Raw genomic sequence first — 19,102 nt, forward strand, 5'->3', positions numbered from 1 at the left:
CTATAATCTTTACATCATTCATCTGTAAGATGATCAATTATCCTTAGTAATGTTCAGATTATTACTGTATATTTAACTTTACTTAAAGTATATTTTGAAAATGCAAGAGGTTAGGAATTGGAGTTCCTGACCTTTTTTGTTATTATTACATAATCAGCATTTATCCCAACCAATAAAATTATACGTTCCGTATTTAAGGTAAACTCATAATAGGAAAAATCCTTGAACCTCCCTTGATAATGGATAAAGTAGACCATGCTCACAAAACCAGTAAATAAAAAGGAAAAACAGAAAAGAAGACAGCCTAGCATCTTAAATCATTATCTTTGTCTAAATTTTTTATGCGTATAATCTAAATGGACAGTCAGCTAAGGAATATATTTTTTCAATTACTACGTATAGGTCTTTGGGGAGAGGGAAAACTGACCCTAAAACAGCCAATGAACATGGAGGATTGGATTACCATCCGACAGTATGCTGTCAACCATACTGTTGAAGGCATTATTTACGATAGCTTTCCTTTTTTAGAAGAGCAGCAGCTCCCACCACAAGCACTTCGATTGAAATGGGCAGTCCGTATGGACCAAATTGAAAGGCATAATGAGAAAATGAATCTGGTGATTGCTGAACAGTTCAAAATCTTCAACGAAAAGGGCATTCGTCCCATACTTCAAAAAGGACAAGGAGTCGCATCCTATTACCGTACCCCTCTCCATCGTATCAGTGGAGACGTCGATTGGTGTTTTGAAGGAGATGGTTATATGAAAGCCAGAGATCTTCTAAAGGAAAAACATCCTAGTTTTCAAGATACAGCTGGTTTTAGCTTGGATTATCACTGGAGAGGTATCCATATTGAACATCATAAACGAACATTTGATTTTCGTAGCCCACTAAAAAGAAGATACCTAAGAAAACTCCTTACGGATTATAAGGATCGTCAAGAAAAACTTATTGTCAATGGAGTTCCTATCAGATTACTTGCACCAGAATTACAGCTTCTTCAAGTCAATATCCATATATTAAAGCACTTGATAACCTATGGAATAGGTCTTCGTCAATTTTGTGACTCAGCACGTTTATATTATAGCGTATCCTCTCAAATTGATTCGCATGCATTGGAACAAATTTATCGAAAAACTGGCATCCTGAAATGGATTCATCTCTTGCATAAACTTTTGGTTGAAAACTTAGGTCTTCCCAAAACTAAACTACCTTTCCCTTACCTGGAAGAGCTTGAAACCAAATGGATGCTCGATGAAGTATGGTATTCGGGCAATTTCGGTATACACGATGAGCGATTTGAAAATAGTAAAAAATCGAAAAACTTTTCAAGGCCAGATTCTCCAAGACGCTTATGGCAAAATTTCAAACGCTACGTAAAATACGCCCCAGAAGAAGCTATTGCTTTTCCGATAATCCATACCTATTCTAAGTATTTAGGGAAAGATAGTGACTAGTATAAAAAAGCAAGACTTTTGCTGTAACGAAAGTCTTGCTTCTTAATACTTTACAATTTCTCTTCAGCTTCAGTTGAACTTTGTGTTACTTTATCTTTACTTTCAACGGTTGTACGATTTCCTTCTAATTCTTCGGCCTTTACCCCTTTCGGGTTACTCCATAATTTCTTCTTGTAGGCATCCAATTTTTCTTCAACTTTTTTTCCGTCAAGCTGCTGGCCCCCATTCTCTGTTTCTTTCAAATTTTGCAGCATACCTGGAGAAGATTCCCTAATAATAGTGCTCGCAAACTTATTCTGAACAAAAAAATCGTCCATGCTCATCTCATAAAGCCCTTTGTCAGGGTCAGAAATGTCGACTTGTACTAGACTATAACGCAATTGGGGGAAATAAAGCCAAAATGCCGGTGTCGCACCAACTGACTCTGCAAGTTCAGCCGAAGTTGTTATATTCATCAAGGGTGCCACACCAATAATCCGCGTTTCCAAGCGACTGCGCTGTTTATCAAAAAAGATATCCTCTTTTACCCGGAATTTGGTAACCCGAGAAGGGTCAAATTCGTTGAGTGCCATTTTGGAATCTATCTGATTTCCCTCGCCGTCAAAAATTGGGACCAGAACACTGTCCGCAAACCTTGCCATTCCCTCCTGAGCACTTAATCTTCCTTTAAAAGAATCATCATCCGGGCTATATAAAGAAAGTTTTCCTTTCTCGATCGCCTTCATCACCACCTCAATTAAGGAATTACCTGGAACAGCCAGAATTGCATTCTTTTCATCCTTTAGATCAATATCGCGCCATACGCGCTTATAAAAACGGATATTCTTTTTATTTACTTCCGGATAGGCAAATGGAACAGCATCTTCCATGTTATTAGCCTGATAAAATCCATCCGAAGTAGGAATAGTGTCTTGAATAATATCCTGAGAAACAGCTGCATTTAATGTATCAGGGATTGTGTTCTCCTGAGCTGTCACAGTTCCAATGCCTACGCCCATTAAAACTGCAGTTAATATTTTTATGTTCATCACTTTCAATTTATATGGTGATCAAAGAATTAATATTTACGTGTTTTACTTTGTACAGTGGGCATTTCGAATGCTGACATGACACAACGAAAACCAATATAGGAATGAGGTTCATAGTCGACCGAGTAATTTCTTGTTTCACTATTCAGTTGCTCACCATTATCTTTCCAAGAACCTCCACGTACCACCTTACGCTTCAATGCATCACCGTCCTTGCTATCCGCATCGTACAGCAAAGCAGGATTCAAGTCATTCACAAATACGACAGCAGATGGGCTATAAGCATCCAATGTCCACTCAGACACATTACCGGCCATATTATATACACCAAAGGCATTCGGCATATACGACTTGACTGGCAAAGTAAAGGTTGCACCATCTCGTGAATATGTTCCTTCCCCCTGTTTAAAATTGACAGCTAACTTCTTTTTACCTTCTCTCCCATCAATTGTCATACGAGAACCAGCAATGGTATCCTGTGGATCCAATTTACCAGAAGCCGCATACTGCCATTGTGCTTCAGTTGGCAGACTCAGACTCAGTTGATAGCCGTTTAGGTACGAGTTCTTTAGCACTGTTGCAGCCATCTCGCTCGCTCTCCAATCTGTAAAAGCTCGTGCTTGTCTCCAGGTAACGCCAACAACAGGATAATAATCAAAAGAGGGATGCGTAAAATAATTCGCATCCAGAGAAGCTAACTGTGCATTTGGAAAATCCTTAGTCCAGATATCCTCTACAGGCATAACAGCGACCGTATCTGTGACATAGGACTTTTTCATATTACCTTTAGATTGTAAATAGGAAAAACGATATCTGATGACTTCCGGATTGAGTGAACGTCGGTTGCCCCGCATTTCTAACATGGGAGCGATGCGTTCTTGGATACTTGGATCATTACTTTTCCAAAGAGGTGATACCTTTTTAACCTTTGCCCAATTGATCCTTTTTTGACCAACTTGCTCTCCAGCTATTTGTAAAAAGTATTGCTCGTCGTTTAGGTAATCGGTTACTGCAACTGAATCTGCCACCCAGTTGACAAATTCGCGATATTGCTTATTTGTCACCTCAGCTTCATCGATAAAGAAGGCACTTACACTAACATTTTTACCGACATTCCCGCTATCTAAAGATCCCTTGAAAAGTATAGTCCCTGACGGAATATATACCATGCCGGGAGGCGGAGGTAATTTACCGCCTTTAAAAGCATTTACCTTTGGTGCCTGATACATGGCGGAATTTGATTTACAGGCCGAGAAGCCTATTAATATAGCGAAAGCAAATAAACCAAACAGCTGGCTCTTAGGGTTCGCTCCAAATATATTTTTCATACGTTTATTTTTCGATTAGTTTATTTACGATTGAATAGTGCGTATTTCACACCAACGGAAACAAAACCATATTGATCCTTATTACTATTGATTATTCCATCCAGGTTGTCATTGGTGGTTAAGGTATGTTGATAGTTTACATTAATTGCCCATTGTGGTCCATAAAGCGTGCGTCCGAATGGGATATCGACACCCACGTTCAGAGGAATGATAAAATGAATTCCTGAGCGATCCTCCGCAATCTCGCCCCCTTTGTTAATAATACCGTTAGCATAGCTTGGATCTAATTGTCTTTTTATCCGATTTTTGAAGGCTCCAGCTCCAGCACCGACGTAGATATTGGAAAGAATACGCGAAAATGTATTTGCCTGTAAAGTATAATAACTATAATTATCAGGATGGTCCAAAAACTGCCCTAATCTAATTTTTCCATTCACATTAGCGGCATAGTAATTATTTTCAAATTCGCTATTATAACCATTCCCGCTCAATTTACCTTTTTCGCCATGTATACCAACGGAAATAAATGGTGTGATAAGATAATCTGCTTCACCATAGAATCCGAATTTGGCCCCATCATTGGTTAAATCGGTCAGGCCAAATGTCGCCCCGGCACCAGCACCTACGCTAATAGGACGTGAAAATTGAGCCGAAGTAGTCCCTATGAACATGCAGAATAGCCCAATAAATGTAAGTGCCAATTTTTCTTTCAATTGCAAAAATCTGTGTCTTAGTGGTCTCATCTGTATTGATTAGTAAATAAATGTATATAGTCAAAAACGTTTTTCATCCAAAATTATTATAAAATAAAACCCCAAGTCGGGGTATCGACTTGGGGTTAAACAACAATAAGGCCAAAATCTACAAAACTATAGAACTATTTGATATTTAAACGACCTTTTAGATCTTGCCAAACTTTAGCAAGCCCTGTTTTCTGCTTCCCTTTATCACCGTAGCCGTAGCCATAACCATAGCCATAACCATAACCACGTGCAAAATCAACATCATTGATTACTGCAGCAAGGTTCTTTAATTTACCATCAATATATAACTCACGCGGCACTTGAAGTAAGCGCTTGTCTAAGTAATTAACACGCGACACATACAACGTTAAATCGGCATTGTGCGCAATGAGCAGGGTATCAGTCACCAGACTTACTGGGGCTGTATCGACCAATATATAATCATAGTGATTTCGTGCATATTTAATTACATCATCAAAGTGCCCGTTCATTAAAAGCTCGGCCGGATTTGGAGCTATATATCCTGAGTAGACCACATCAAAGTCATAATTACCCGGCTTTTTTATAATGATATTGTCCACATCCATATCCGGATTGATCAAGAATTGGGTAATCCCGACATTAGTATGCTGTAAATGTGATAATCCAAGATAATCCAATACTTTAGGACTACGAATATCAGCACCAATCAGCAATACTTTCTTACCAGACATGGATAAGATCTGTGCAAGATTGGTGGTCACAAAGGACTTACCCTCACCTGAGATAGTCGATGTCACAAAAACTACCTTTGACTTATCCTTTTGATCGGCTCCAAACATAAAGTTCATATTGGTACGCAGAATACGGAAAGCTTCCGCCAATGATGAACGGTCATTGAGATGTACAATTGTATCTTCTGCAGTAGGTATTTCACCCAATACTGGCGCCTTAACGATATCTTCGATATCCTTACGAGAATGAATTTTATTATCTAATAAAAATTTTAAGTATAAAATCGCAAACGGAATCAGAAAACCCCCGATTAAAGCTCCCAAAAGTACTATTCCCTTTTTAGGTGCTACGGGAATTCCGTTACCATAAGCTGCATCAATAATCTTTAAATTATCTGGTGTAGCTGCAGCTTTAACCTCACTCTCTTCTCGTTTTTGCAACAACAAGAGATATAAAGATTCTACAATTTGTTGCTGACGTGATATTTTCTTGAATCCTTGTTCCTGATTTGGGATTGAGCTAATCCTTCCTTTTATTTCATTAGATTTCCTTTCAATACTGCTCAGAGCCAATTGTGTAACCTTCCGGTAATTTTGTAAAGATTGGCGAATATTTTGATCCGATTCAGCGATATTTTCATTTAGTGCTATAACAGCGGGGTTCTGATCAGATGCAGATTTTAATAAATCGTCACGTTCCAAAACCAGTTTATTATATGCAGAAATTGCAGCTCCGATCGACGCATCCTGCAATCCAATATTTGAAGGCAATAACTTACCTACTGATTGGTTTTTAAGGTAATCACTCATATGGTCTACCAATTGCAGTTGCGTACGATATTCCAGCACTTTCTTATCATTTTCAGAAGCGTTATTTAAAAAAACCCCAGCCTCAGTAGCCATATCAACCATCGAATTAGCGGATTTAAAGTCAGCCGCCTGCTCGTCTGCACCTGAGAGATCTTTTGAAATAAGCATCAATCGTTTATTAATAAAGTCTGAAGTCGCCCGCGTCATTCTTAATTTATCATTCGTTAAATCTGCATTGTAAACATCAATTAATGTATTTAGCACTAATTCAGCCTTTTTTCCCAAGGCAGACACCATCGAAAAATTAACAATATAAGACTGCATTTCTTTACTAGGAGAAATATTAATAGCTCCTAAATTCGCATCTACTGCCCAATCCTTCGGTATCACGTTAATTTCAAAACTAGGATTCGCCTCAAAAATAAGCTTGTTATCTGACTGATTATTACGTCTAAAAATTATTTTATTTTCGCCTATTCTGACGATCTTATCAAAACCACATGTTACTTTTTCATCAGAAACGATATCCGTTAAATGAAGTTCATTACCGTTTTTGTAACGGACACGTAAACTTAACATAATAGTATCTTGATCTCCCTGTGGTTCTATGAAAAATGGCATGTCTTTCTGAAGAACTTCAGATGTTCGAATCTTACCTTTTGTTGCATAAATAATATTCAAATGATGTTGATCAACCACTTTACGCATCAGCCTTCTAGATGTCAAAACTTCAATCTGATCAGTAACAAAAGAAGCACGAGTTCCTCCAAACCCCATACTACTGGTCAATTCGGCAATACCGGCCAACTCTCCGGCGGAAGCGCTCCGTTCATCTTTTAAAAGAATTTTAGCAGTTGTACTATAAGTCTTCTGCGCATAACGTAAATAAACTACTGCAATTCCTAAAGCAAGAATAATGGATATGAGAAACCATTTCCAATAGAAAGCATATTGCTCGAAAAGCTGACGTAAATTAATTTCGTCCTCTTGATTTTCTTTTACTTTTATAGAGTGCTGTTCCATGAATCTTATTAACGGGTCAATACTGAAATTACTGTAATTAATAAACTGGCAATTGAAATAATTATATTTGTATTTGCCCCTAGCTTTGAGTTATTTATCTGCGCCTTATTTGGCTCGACATAGATCACATCATTTTGCGCTAAATAATAATAAGGCGAATTTAACGTGCTCTGTTGAGTAAGGTCTAAACGATGCATAGATTTTTTTCCATCTACTTCGCGGATCAACATTACATTTTCACGAATGCCACGAATGGTTAAATCGCCGGCCATCCCAATTGCCTCCAATACAGTAACACGCTCAGTCGGCATTATAAATGACCCTGGCTTTGCTACTTCTCCTAAAACCGACACCCTAAAATTATTAAAATTTATATTAACACCAGGATCTTTAATATATTGACTTAATTCAGACCGGATTTTTTCAATCGCCTCCACTCTAGTTAATCCGGCCACATGAACTTTCCCTAACATAGGCAATGTAATATCTCCTTGATTATCCACAGTATAGGTCGGGCGTAAAGCCATATCAACTTGTTGTGTCAAATTACTTGTGGTCATTGTACTAACCGGATTAAAGGGAGCCGTTACTTTTGGATCGGCAGCAGTAACCACAATCGTCAAGATATCATTCACCTGAATCTTTGGAACGTACTGTTCATACAAGGTATTAATTTGCGTAGAATCATTCTGTAAATAGACCATATTCTTACGCGAACCGCAAGAACTAAATAGCATCAACACTAGCGTAAATAACAGGCCAAGTGTTAAACCATACTTTGAAATTAATCGCATGTTTTATTTAAATTATAAAATTGATTTTAGTATTTCAATGACAAAAATATATTTTTTTCCTCAAAAACCCCTTAAATATGATAACTTAATTCGGATTTAACGAACACTGCCTCTGCCAAGCAACTTTTGTGCCTAAAACATTGATTTGGAAAAATAGTGATCATGCATTGGTGAAATAATCAGACTTCCAGGTATAGTCATCCACTGGAGCGTGGCTCACTGGATAGTCTGCATAAACCAATAATTCACTATCCGATTCTAATGCACGGAAGGCTGTCCCATAACCGGCAGGGACATGAAGTATCTTCATATCAGCTGCATTAAGGATCCTCTTTTCAACAGGTAATGATGATGCTGGATTTTCCCAATTATCAATCTTTACGAAATCGACATTAAAACTCCCAGATAGCACATAAAACCAACGTTGCTCAATACGATGTGCCCGCCAGCCTCTGACCAACTCAGTATCCGCATTCTTTATAATATAGAATCGCTTGACCAAGCTCATATCGAAATCATTGACAAAACGAATTTGTCCACGCTCATCCTTAGCAATCCCTCCCTGAATAAGATTTAATTCGCTCATAACACTTATAATTTAACGTGACGTTTGATAATGTGATTTTTTAATAGAAGATAAAAGACGCTTAAAACGGCAATCAATAGCAAAGAAAAAATCAGTTGCGTTTGTAAGGAAGCTGTCGAAAAATAAATCACCATATAACCTATTCCAAATTGAATCGCCCCATAAAAAAAAGAAATCAATAATTTATTTGCTCCCGCCTCGTTACCTAAAAATTGGTATAAATGAGAACGATGCGCCTCAAAAATATTTTCTTTGCGGGATAGCCGTCTAACGATTGTCCAGACAGCGTCAATTCCATATACGACCAAAAATAGGATATAAATAAGATTACCTGTTTTTAGTATAAGCAGACCTAAAGCAAAAAGTAGAATATAAGCGATCGCCACAGAGCCAACGTCACCGGCAAAGCATTTGGCCTTACTCCGGAAATTAAAAAAAGCAAAAACCAATACCGCAGATAGTGAAAATATCAATAAATCTTGCGCGATAAAATCCACTTGTTGATTAACAATCATCAACAAAGCCCCGACCGCGAGACTATAACAAGCTGTAATCCCATTGATTCCATCCATAAAGTTATAGGCATTGATAACGCCTACCACTACTATAAAGCCGATCAATAGATAATACCAGGGCATATCGAATAAATCGAGCTGATAAGCCATTAGTAAAACTGAAGAAAAATGAATTAGTAGCCTAATTTTATTGGAAAGAGTAAAAATATCATCCAAAAAAGAAACTATTGTCATCATGGACAATCCAATAAAAAACCAGGGATATTGAAAACCAGAATATATAAAATATATCAATGCCGCGAAATAAAATACAATCCCACCTCCGCGTAACGTTATTGACGAATGGGAAGAGCGCTCGTTAGGTTTATCAATGATGTTAAAGCGGTCAGCAACTTTAAAATACACTAATTCTAAGATAAATAAGGCAATCAGCACAAGTAAGTAAATCATTCCTAAGTAATGTATAGTAATTTATTTAAATTTTTAATTCAGAGGCTCTTTCAAATGGTCCAAAGATTCGAAAATAGAATTCTGCGATCTAAACTCCGGCACAATTGCTTTCATTAACGCTACAATCTGCAATTTATCTTTTTCAGGCTTGCCTCGTTGCACCAAATGGCAAAGCTCGTCAATTTTCTTACGTTTTTCACCAACATCTAATGTATTTACTTTTGCAATCATAATTTTTTCATGATGCGTCTTTTCAGTATTTTCATCATTTGCCAATAGCTCCTCGAAGATTTTTTCTCCTGGCCGTAAACCAACAACTTTAATATCTACATCTTCTGGGTATCGAAGGCCTTTAAGACGGATCATCTGCTTTGCCAAATCCATAATTTTTACAGACTCACCCATATCAAAAACATATATCTCACCACCATTTCCCATAACTCCAGCTTCTTGGACCAACTGACAAGCTTCGGGAATTGTCATAAAAAAGCGAGTAATATCTGGATGAGTAATTGTAATCGGCCCACCTTTGTCAATCTGTTTCTCAAACAATGGAATAACCGAGCCATTTGATCCCAATACGTTACCAAATCTGGTGACAATAAAAGCTGTACTGGAAAACTGATTAACGGCACTTACTGCAATCTCAGCCACTCGTTTTGTAGCTCCCATGACATTGGTTGGATTAACAGCTTTATCTGTGGAAACCATAACAAACTTTTCTGCGTCATATTTATCGGCTAACAAAGCCATATTATATGAACCGAAAACATTGGTCCGCACAGCCTCATAAGGGTTTGCTTCCATCAAAGGAACATGTTTATAAGCTGCTGCATGAAAAATGAATTGCGGTCGGTACTGCTGAAATACAACCTCCATAAAGTCCTTGTCCCGAACGTCGCCCACGATGAATGTAAAATCACTGAAACAGGGCGAATTGCGTAACTCCTGCTGAATATCATATAATGCAGACTCCGCCTGATCTAGCACCACCAGCGTACAAGATATAAGACCGATCTGGCGGACCAGCTCAGCGCCAATGGATCCCGCGCCACCTGTAACCAAAACAACTTTGCCAGTTAATGCTTCTTTTATATTCGGATTATCCAATTCAATAGGCTTTCGTCCCAATAAATCTGATACTTTCAATGCCCTAATCTGTTGCGTAGCTACACTACCTTCTAACAGCGCTGCAGAATTTGGTATGATCTTAATTTTTATTGGCAATAATTCAGCCCTTGCCGTGATATTCTTTAATCTTTCAGGAGTGGAATTATCAATCGCTATCACCAGCTCCTGTGCCCCTCCGATTCGTTCTAATAATTCCATATCCAATTCTTTTAGTGAACGAATTCGGATACCCTGAATATATCGGCCAATACGCACTGGATTATCATCTAAGATCGCAACCACCTTATATCTATTACGGGAGCCTAATTGTAAAAGATTATAGGTATTATGCCCCATGTTCCCGGCTCCAAATAAAATTACAGGGATTGCATTTTGTCTATTATTCCAGAAAAAAGAATGGTAGACAGTTTTATAAAAAAGCCTTGTAGATGCCAGCGCCATTCCTGTCATTAGCCCATGAAAGAGCAATTGCGTTTGCGAAAAATAATATTTTTCTTCTAAATCATCCGCAACAATAAATTCCCAGATATAAGATAAAAAGATTGTTAACGCAAAAGCTACTGCAACACAGTTACCAATCAATTTTAAATCACGTAAACCAGTACGCCGAACAATACTCTGATACGGTTTAAACCCTAAGAAAACTGCTAAATAAATACAAGTTACAACAGCAGATTCCAATAACATCAACGAAATTGAAATGGCTCCCCTATATTTGAGCACCAAAATATAGCTGAAAATAAATGATATCCAAACCGAAAACAGATCGATGGACAGCACAAGCCAACGCGGACCATCCTTACGTAAAATACTTTTTAGACTATTATTTTTCTCTCTTTCCATTACAAATACTTAATTAGCCTACAATATCTTTCATCATGCGATCTACCTTCGCCTCCAGAACATTTTGCAAATTGAAGTAATCGGCATTAACTTGCAAGCTTTCTTTAACTGAACAGTAGAATTTAATCTTGGGTTCTGTTCCCGAAGGCCGGGCAGAAATCACATCGCCATCGACTGTTATAAATTGTAAAACATCGGATTTAGGCAAAGAGATTGCTTTTCGTTCTCCTGTACTCATATCTGTTATCTGTGAAAGCTGATAATCACGTATTTCGCGGACCTTTATTCCACCAAGTGTAGTCGGTAGATTATGACGTAAGCCGGCCATCATCGCCTGAATTTCTTCGGCCCCTGCTTTTCCTTCTTTTGTCAAAGAGATCAGTTTTTCCTGGTAACAACCGAATTCTTTATAGATATCCAATAGGACTTCGTAGACAGTTTTTCCTTTTGATTTGAAGTATGCGGTCATTTCGGCCAGGAAAGCACAGGAATTCGGCGCATCTTTATCCCGTACGAGATCACCGACCAAGAAACCATAACTTTCCTCACCGCCAACAAGATATTGTGCAGAATCGCCTAAATTGGTAATCAATTCACCAATATATTTGAACCCGGTAAGCGTTTCATAGTGTTTTACGCCATAGTGGTCTGCGATATCTGCCTGCAAGTTGCTGGTTACGATAGTCTTTACAATATAAGGGTTTGCCCCTAGCTGTTTTAAGTCACTTTTTGCACTGAGGACGTAGTATACCAATAAACTACCGATCTGATTGCCATTGAGCAGCTGAAACTGTCCCTTATTATTTTTTACGGCAATCCCCACACGATCAGCATCTGGATCTGTCGCCAGGACAAGATCGGCATCGATTTCCTCTCCTTTTTTCTTGGCGGGGGCCATGGCATCTTCCTCTTCGGGATTTGGATAGATTACTGTTGGAAAGTTGCCATCTGGGGTAGCCTGTTCAGCGACAACTGACACATTTTCAAATCCCCAAGCAGCCAGCATTTTAGGGACGATTGTAATTCCGGTACCATGTATCGGAGAAAAAACGATCTTTAAATCTTTTTGTGCCAATACAGCTTCCGGGTGAATACTCAACGTTTTATTGGCATCGATGTAGATCTGATCGATTTCATTCCCCACAGGAAGGATATTGTGTGTATTTCCCTCAAATTTAATGTCGCTAACCGACGTGATTGCGTTCACTTCATCGATAACATTTTTATCATGTGGAGCAGTCAGCTGGCAGCCATCATTCCAATAAGCTTTATAACCATTGTATTCCTTTGGATTATGTGAGGCTGTTAGCATAACGCCGCTTTGGCAACCGAAATGGCGAATGGCAAACGATAGCACAGGGGTAGGCCGCAATTCATTGAAGAAATGAACTTTAATTCCGTTGGCGGCAAACACTTTGGCAACGAGCTGACCAAAAGCCTGTGAATTATTACGGCTATCATAAGATACAGCTACTTTTATTTCCTGATCCGGAAACTGTTTCTTTAAATAGTTTGACAAGCCTTGAGTTGCTTTACCGATCGTATATTTATTCATCCGATTGGAGCCAACTCCCATAATGCCTCTCAAGCCGCCGGTTCCAAATTCAAGATCTCTGTAAAAAGAGTCTGTAAGTTCTGTCACCTCATTATTATCGATTAAATCCTGAACCGCTTTCCGGGTTCCTTCATCATAGCTTGGAGTTAACCAATCTTCGATTTTCTTTTGTATGTCTTTATCTAAATTTTCCATCTCCAATGGGAACCACGTTCTTATTATTTAAATGAAAGAATAGTTTTAACTAAACCTTCTTTGGTACTCGTCGGTAAAGTATCGATGCCTAATGCTTTCTTTATTTTTTTATTTGAAACCACGTAAGATTCAGTAAGCTTTTTCAGACGTTCAGAGTTCAGTGGTAGAGGAAGGACATCTCCAATTTTTACAGCATTTTTAATTAAAAAAGCTGGTACGCATAATAATTTAGGCTTCTTATTTAAAGTCTGAGAAATTAGGGTGACAAGATCATTCGTTGAAAGAGCTTCATCATCAGCAAAATTATAAATGCCCGAGGGAATCTCCTTATTTTTCATCATTTCTTTGATGAGAAAAGATAGGTTATCAATACTCAAAAAAGATCTTTGGTTATGAAACGAAGCTAAAGGCCAAGGAATCCCCTTTTCAACGACTTTATATAATAAATTTAAATTTCCCTTATTTCCAGGTCCATGAATCATACAGGGTCGAATAATAAATAAACGCTTATCTTCAGGTAAGGGTTGATTTAATAAATATTGCTCAGCTTCCAGTTTGGACTTCCCATACGGCGTAAAAGGTTTACCGATCACTTCCTCTTCTAAGATCCCCTCAACAGTATCTGCTACTGCTTTAACCGACGAAAAATAAAAAAAATCTTTAATTTCAGACTTTAGAAAAACATTATATAGATCAATTGTGAGATCACGATTTACTTTAAAATATTCTTCTTCTGATGAAGTATTGGATGTATCATGAGCCTTACCTGCCAAATGTACTATTGCTCCAAAATTATTCGTCACGTATTTATGCCATCCTTCTTTACGTAAAGAAAGTTTTTCAATTTCATATTCACAATTATTATTTCGGAAATATGAATCTAAATTTTGACATACAAAACCGGATGCACCTGTTATTATAATTCTCATAAGATTAGGAATTAAAAATTCTAACCAAAATATAATTCGAAATAAAGTATAAACTTCTTATAAAGCTATGCCCTTCAATATGTCTATAAATATGCCAATGAAATTTCACAAGTTTGAATTTGTTACTAGAAACCGAATTTTCTCTTATCCGATAATGAGCCAATATTTTCGGCACACAATACGCATTCTTAACTTTTTTCAAAAGTTTTAACCATAATGTATAGTCTTGCCTTTTTGCAATATCTTCCATATAAACCTTACCGAAATATGCAACATCGTAGACCGCTGTTAAACAACCAATCTTATTGGACTTTATCGAGGATAGATAATCAACCTTCTCGGGAAGATTATTCACATTTTTAATAAATTTGCCATCTTCAGCAATTTGGTCGTAATATGAAAAAGTAAAATAAGCATTATTAGCTTTCATAAAGTTAATCTGAACCTCTAACTTGTCGTTTGTCCAGAGATCATCACTATCCAAAAATGCTATGTATTTCCCATTAGAGGCTTCTATTGCTTTATTACGAGAGATTGCCGGTCCAGAATTAGTATCACTTTCTATTAGCTTTATTCTTGAGTCTCTTAACATATATTCCTTAACAAGATCTGGCCCACCGTCCGATGAACAATCATCAACTATAATAAGTTCCCAGAATTGATATGTTTGAGACAATACAGAATCAATAGTTTGAGCAACATATTGTTCGCCATTATGCAGCGGAGTCACTATGGACACTATTTCATTTTGATTAGTCATTTCTATACAAATACTTATTTTTCAAATAATTAATGGATACCAAATTGTATATGCGTCAATAATTCTATAAGATATAATTAAGCACAAAAAGGTTCTAATATTTTCCAAGCTGAATCAGCAGAATAATTCATACTCTTTATGAATGCTTGTTTCTTCATTTCCACAAGAGTATCTTTATGTTTTAAAAGTTCAATGATGATATCATTAAATTCTCTCTGGTTATTGAGATCAAATAGAAAACCTGTTTGACCAACGTCTATAAATTCCGGTATTTGCTTCCACCTAGAAGCTAAAACTGGCACTCCTGATATGTAAGCATCTATTATGGTTCCAGGAAAGCCTTCTCCTTCATAGTAGGTAGGCAATAATAATAAATCGTAGTTTGTTAAAGTGCTATAAACATTTGATGGCTCTACAACACCTTTATATTCAACAAATGGATAGCGTTGAACCTTCTCCAAAAATACCTTTAAATCTTTTTCATTAATTTGTCCATAAAAATGGATCCGAGAAGAATTTTGCAAATCAGTCTCAAGAATATAGTCTGCAAAATTAAAAATATAATTTATTCCCTTCTCCTCCATAATTCTTGCCATGAAAACTAGATTAAATGTGTTCGACAATGCCTTATCAAAATCAGGCTTAAAGGATTGTCTTCGAAAGTTCGGAAACAGGTAAACATTATTCAAATTAAATTGTGTTGCCAGATTGGTTTTCAAATAATCCGTTTCGACCAATATTGCTGAACATATATTCAATTTTTCAGCAATAGATTTATTTTCCTTGAGAAAATCTACCAGCCAGCCTCCAACTACACAATATATTATATTTTTTTTCAAAAATTCACTTATAAAACTCACGATGGGAAAAAAGCTTTTTAAATTATTTTGACCAGGTAAATAAATTATTGTATCTGCCTGAACTAATTGATATAACAAATTAAAAATAGCCAAACGACTAGTTTGCAAAATTTGAGTATCAAAATAACTTACATTCTTACTATCTTTTTTTTCACACAGTAGTTCATAAACCTCTCTAGTTTTTATTGTCTGACCATCGATTTGATTATTCTTATAACCAAAATAGCCTAAAACTAAATATTTCTTTTTTTTCATGAAAATAAGTTCATATAAGCATTCACGACATTTTCTTTAGAAAACGTATCTAAGGCGATTCGCCTATTTTTCTCCCCAATTTTCTGAAGATCCAACTCTGTTAATGACAAGAAAAATTCTATTACTTTTTTTATTTCTTCATCCTTTTCTGGCGCAAAACAGTAATTATCTACATCTATAATTTTTGGCAAATCAGAGACATTTGAATACATTATAGGCTTTCCAACCGCCATCGCTTCGCACATAGCATTTGGCAATCCTTCATAAAAACTAAATAACCCTACACAGTCGGCATTTTGAATGACGGGTAGCACATCCTTAATTTGTTTATGTAAAGTCACAACTGAGGATAAGTTATTTTCTTTTATAAAGAAAATCCCCTTTTCATAACTATCGTCTCCCACTTCTCCATACCAATCCACGATTAATCTATTTTTAAGTGTTAGATCTAGACTAGAAATAGCACGTAATAATCCCAAAATATTTTTAGATACGTGATATCGCGCTAATACAACAAGTTTAAGCTTCCCATTATCCAGATATTTGTAATTCAAATTTGGTTGCCATTTATCAATGTCGACCATATTATAGATTACCTTTAATTTATTTTCAGGCAAACTTTGATTGATCTGTTTCACCAGTTCAATATTATTTGTAGAATTTGCCACAATATAATCTGCTAATCCGTGAAACCTTCTATAAAAGCGTAGCTTTTTTGATATCAAAATATTTGGATTTGCGTTCCGCTCGCCAACAATCAACTTAAACTTCTTAGTAGGCAGACTGGATATCTCACAGATAAAACTTGCAGCCTCAAGAAAGGAAATAACCACATCCGCATTAAAGTTCCGAATGAACTTTCGCATTTTGATCAACCTAAAAAAATAGTTATCAGATTTAACTAAATTAATGGGTATTTGATGTTCCTGTAGTACCGACTTAAAGAAGTCATGTTCATGATATACTAAAAACTCAACTTGATGACCTCTCGCCTTAAATTCTATAGACATATTAACTAACTGCCTTTGAGCACCTCCAGCACATAGATAGTCTATAACACAAAGTATTTTCATTTTTAAATATTTAACTTATTCTTTTTCACACCTAGAACGGATAATAGATACATAATGAGATATAGTTGAATTCCTTCTCTAAATAAGATGATTATCGTTGATCTACCAATATAAACGGCCTTTGATAGAATTAGAAAAAAAAGCGCCCAAAGTATTAAGGGAGCTAAATTATTAGAAAATACACTAAATTCAATCCTTCTGATGAATGTCCCAAACGCAAAAAATATTACTGATACCCCGAGGACTCCAAAATCTAGATAGATATCAGCAACAGGACTAGTTCCTACACTATGTGTGGGATCATTTCCCAATATAGCGTCCGTTAACAATGTAACAGATTTATATTGATCTAACTCAAATCCAAATAAATTGGAAATTAACAACCCAAATCCAGGAATAATCCCAATAATCTGCACTCCTTGGAAAGCTCCGTAATAATAGTCATTTGATTCTGTATAACTCACTGCTGCATGGACAGTACGTACACTTGAAGCAAGTTCTATCGTTGCTGGAGAAATTGAAGCGTTCCTTTTAGTTTCAGCCATAAGTTCATTGGCGCTACTAATTTTATCCCAAAAGGAGTCAATTTCTTTAAATGAACGTGCGTAGGCGATGAAAGACATAACAAAAATACCAATCACCAAAAAAAATGAAATTTTTAAAAATGAAATTTTTTTATAGTAAATTAGAACAAATGCTCCAAAAAAAGTTATACCTAATTGAAGAACAGGCCCACGATCTCCAGACATTAAAACTAATAGGAAATAGATAGCAGCAACAAATAATATTCTCCTATCGAACTTCTTAATAAAGTCGGAAATACCGTAAACCTTAATTTTATAAAAATATTTCAGATTATAAGTCCGAATTGCGACATATGCCAAAAACATTAAACCTAAATAAAAACTCGAATAATAGCTCAATCCTGATAGTTCAATTCCACCAAATGCAGCAGGTCCATATCCTCCCATAAAATATCGAGGGTCGGTAGATGCAATGAAGGTAATAAAAAGTATATAGATAGGAAATATGTACACTTTTTCTCTCAATTTTACATTAGTTGAGATAATTCCATTTTCTTCATTTTTGATCTGTTGCTTAAACGTATAGCCAATAAAAAATGACACCATTGCCATAGAAGACAATACACAAGCTTTACACACAATACTTGTATCGAAAAGATAATCGTGTCCAAATGTATAGTAAATCCCATCTATAACATCTAAATAAATTTGAAAATGAACAATTACAAACCCTAACAAGAATAATGGAGTAATGCGAATAAATTGGTTTTTCAAAAATCTATTACTTTCCCTTCTAAATAAAAACAGAGCTATTGCAAAACAATCAATTAAAAGAATTTTTATCAGGTATCCTGTTGAAAGATCTTTTGGTGCTGAAAAAAATTCCGCAAGCAAATAAAGCCAGACAAGAGACAAAACTATTCTTATCTCAAATTGATTACTCTTATTTTCTCCTAAACTTAATGCCATTGAATCCATCTAAAATATAAACATCACAACTTTAAAATTATTTTTTGACAAAGTATGCATCATCAAGTTTTAATAAAAACGCTCTCTTTTCATCATTAGTCATTGACTTAGTATTCACATTAAAAGGAATAACCCTTTTCTCATATTCTGTCAAAGAACTAACTACTCTAGCAGGTACACCTACCGCAACGGAATCCGCAGGAATAGATTTAGTAACAATCGAACCCGCCCCGATTATTACATTATCCCCTATAGTAACCCCGGGCATTATAAGGACATAATTACCTATATAAACATTATTGCCGATTTTTATTTTACCAAAGAAGTCAAAGTCGGGATATTTGTCTCTCAAAACCCAAGCTCCTCCATGATTATAGAAAGAAACCCCATTTGTAACTTGGACATTATTACCTATTTCTATCAAATAAGGCTCCATCCCAAAATTTCTTGTTTTAATAGAGCATCCTTTACCGATCTTAACTCCCAAAAATCTCCCATACTCTTCGTGAGACATAGAATATTTTTTTAAAATTTGAACAAATTTTCTAATCATGATCTTTA

At 36.2% G+C, this 19,102-nt stretch carries 16 protein-coding genes; 1 reads left to right on the forward strand and 15 read right to left on the reverse strand.

The features are described 5' to 3' along the window. The first annotated feature begins 356 nt into the window (after positions 1-356). Positions 357-1,457 (forward strand): nucleotidyltransferase family protein, encoded by a 1,101-nt coding sequence (locus HMAT_RS19645; protein WP_104384573.1) that lies wholly within the window; start codon positions 357-359, stop codon positions 1,455-1,457. Between the two features lie 50 nt (positions 1,458-1,507). Here HMAT_RS19645 and gldN read toward each other — a convergent pair whose 3' ends face one another. The 15 genes from gldN to HMAT_RS19720 all read right to left on the reverse strand — a co-directional run bounded on the left by gldN (position 1,508) and on the right by HMAT_RS19720 (position 19,094). Beyond that, complete coding sequence (gldN, locus tag HMAT_RS19650; protein WP_104384574.1) at positions 1,508-2,485, reverse strand: gliding motility protein GldN; 978 nt, start codon at positions 2,483-2,485, stop codon at positions 1,508-1,510. A gap of 29 nt (positions 2,486-2,514) precedes the next feature. Further along, positions 2,515-3,813 carry an SUMF1/EgtB/PvdO family nonheme iron enzyme gene (locus tag HMAT_RS19655; RefSeq protein ID WP_104384575.1) on the reverse strand — a complete coding sequence of 433 codons (1,299 nt, stop codon included), beginning with the start codon at positions 3,811-3,813 and terminating at the stop codon, positions 2,515-2,517. Between the two features lie 20 nt (positions 3,814-3,833). Further along, entirely contained in the window at positions 3,834-4,556 is a 723-nt protein-coding gene (locus HMAT_RS19660) for an outer membrane beta-barrel protein (protein ID WP_104384576.1), read from the reverse strand. A gap of 134 nt (positions 4,557-4,690) precedes the next feature. Then, positions 4,691-7,102 carry a polysaccharide biosynthesis tyrosine autokinase gene (locus tag HMAT_RS19665; RefSeq protein WP_104384577.1) on the reverse strand — a complete coding sequence of 804 codons (2,412 nt, stop codon included), beginning with the start codon at positions 7,100-7,102 and terminating at the stop codon, positions 4,691-4,693. Between the two features lie 8 nt (positions 7,103-7,110). Then, positions 7,111-7,896, reverse strand: coding sequence for a polysaccharide biosynthesis/export family protein (locus HMAT_RS19670; protein ID WP_104384578.1), 786 nt, complete (start codon positions 7,894-7,896; stop codon positions 7,111-7,113). 160 nt (positions 7,897-8,056) lie between these two features. Next, entirely contained in the window at positions 8,057-8,482 is a 426-nt protein-coding gene (locus HMAT_RS19675) for a WxcM-like domain-containing protein (protein WP_104384579.1), read from the reverse strand. A 5-nt stretch (positions 8,483-8,487) separates the two neighbouring features. Next, entirely contained in the window at positions 8,488-9,447 is a 960-nt protein-coding gene (locus tag HMAT_RS19680; RefSeq protein ID WP_104384580.1) for a glycosyltransferase family 4 protein, read from the reverse strand. A gap of 33 nt (positions 9,448-9,480) precedes the next feature. After that, positions 9,481-11,265 carry a nucleoside-diphosphate sugar epimerase/dehydratase gene (locus tag HMAT_RS19685; protein ID WP_233789469.1) on the reverse strand — a complete coding sequence of 595 codons (1,785 nt, stop codon included), beginning with the start codon at positions 11,263-11,265 and terminating at the stop codon, positions 9,481-9,483. Positions 11,266-11,434: 169 nt separating this feature from the next. After that, the gene (locus HMAT_RS19690; RefSeq protein WP_104384582.1) at positions 11,435-13,171 is read right to left on the reverse strand and encodes a phospho-sugar mutase; all 1,737 of its coding nucleotides are present in this window, start codon (positions 13,169-13,171) and stop codon (positions 11,435-11,437) included. A 23-nt stretch (positions 13,172-13,194) separates the two neighbouring features. Next, positions 13,195-14,100 (reverse strand): NAD-dependent epimerase/dehydratase family protein, encoded by a 906-nt coding sequence (locus HMAT_RS19695; RefSeq protein ID WP_104384583.1) that lies wholly within the window; start codon positions 14,098-14,100, stop codon positions 13,195-13,197. A gap of 4 nt (positions 14,101-14,104) precedes the next feature. Then, positions 14,105-14,860 carry a glycosyltransferase family 2 protein gene (locus tag HMAT_RS19700; RefSeq protein ID WP_104384584.1) on the reverse strand — a complete coding sequence of 252 codons (756 nt, stop codon included), beginning with the start codon at positions 14,858-14,860 and terminating at the stop codon, positions 14,105-14,107. A gap of 77 nt (positions 14,861-14,937) precedes the next feature. After that, positions 14,938-15,975, reverse strand: coding sequence for a glycosyltransferase (locus HMAT_RS19705; RefSeq protein WP_104384585.1), 1,038 nt, complete (start codon positions 15,973-15,975; stop codon positions 14,938-14,940). After that, entirely contained in the window at positions 15,972-17,048 is a 1,077-nt protein-coding gene (locus HMAT_RS19710) for a glycosyltransferase (protein ID WP_104384586.1), read from the reverse strand. Before HMAT_RS19710 ends, HMAT_RS19705 begins: the two co-directional genes overlap by 4 nt. Before the next feature lie 2 nt (positions 17,049-17,050). Beyond that, positions 17,051-18,541 carry an O-antigen polymerase gene (locus HMAT_RS19715; RefSeq protein ID WP_158656022.1) on the reverse strand — a complete coding sequence of 497 codons (1,491 nt, stop codon included), beginning with the start codon at positions 18,539-18,541 and terminating at the stop codon, positions 17,051-17,053. A gap of 37 nt (positions 18,542-18,578) precedes the next feature. Continuing rightward, a complete protein-coding gene (locus HMAT_RS19720) occupies positions 18,579-19,094 on the reverse strand; it encodes a DapH/DapD/GlmU-related protein (RefSeq protein WP_104384588.1) in 516 nt (171 codons plus the stop codon). Positions 19,095-19,102: the final 8 nt, after the last annotated feature.

This window comes from Sphingobacterium sp. HMA12 (assembly GCF_002933815.1).
GTDB lineage: Bacteria > Bacteroidota > Bacteroidia > Sphingobacteriales > Sphingobacteriaceae > Sphingobacterium.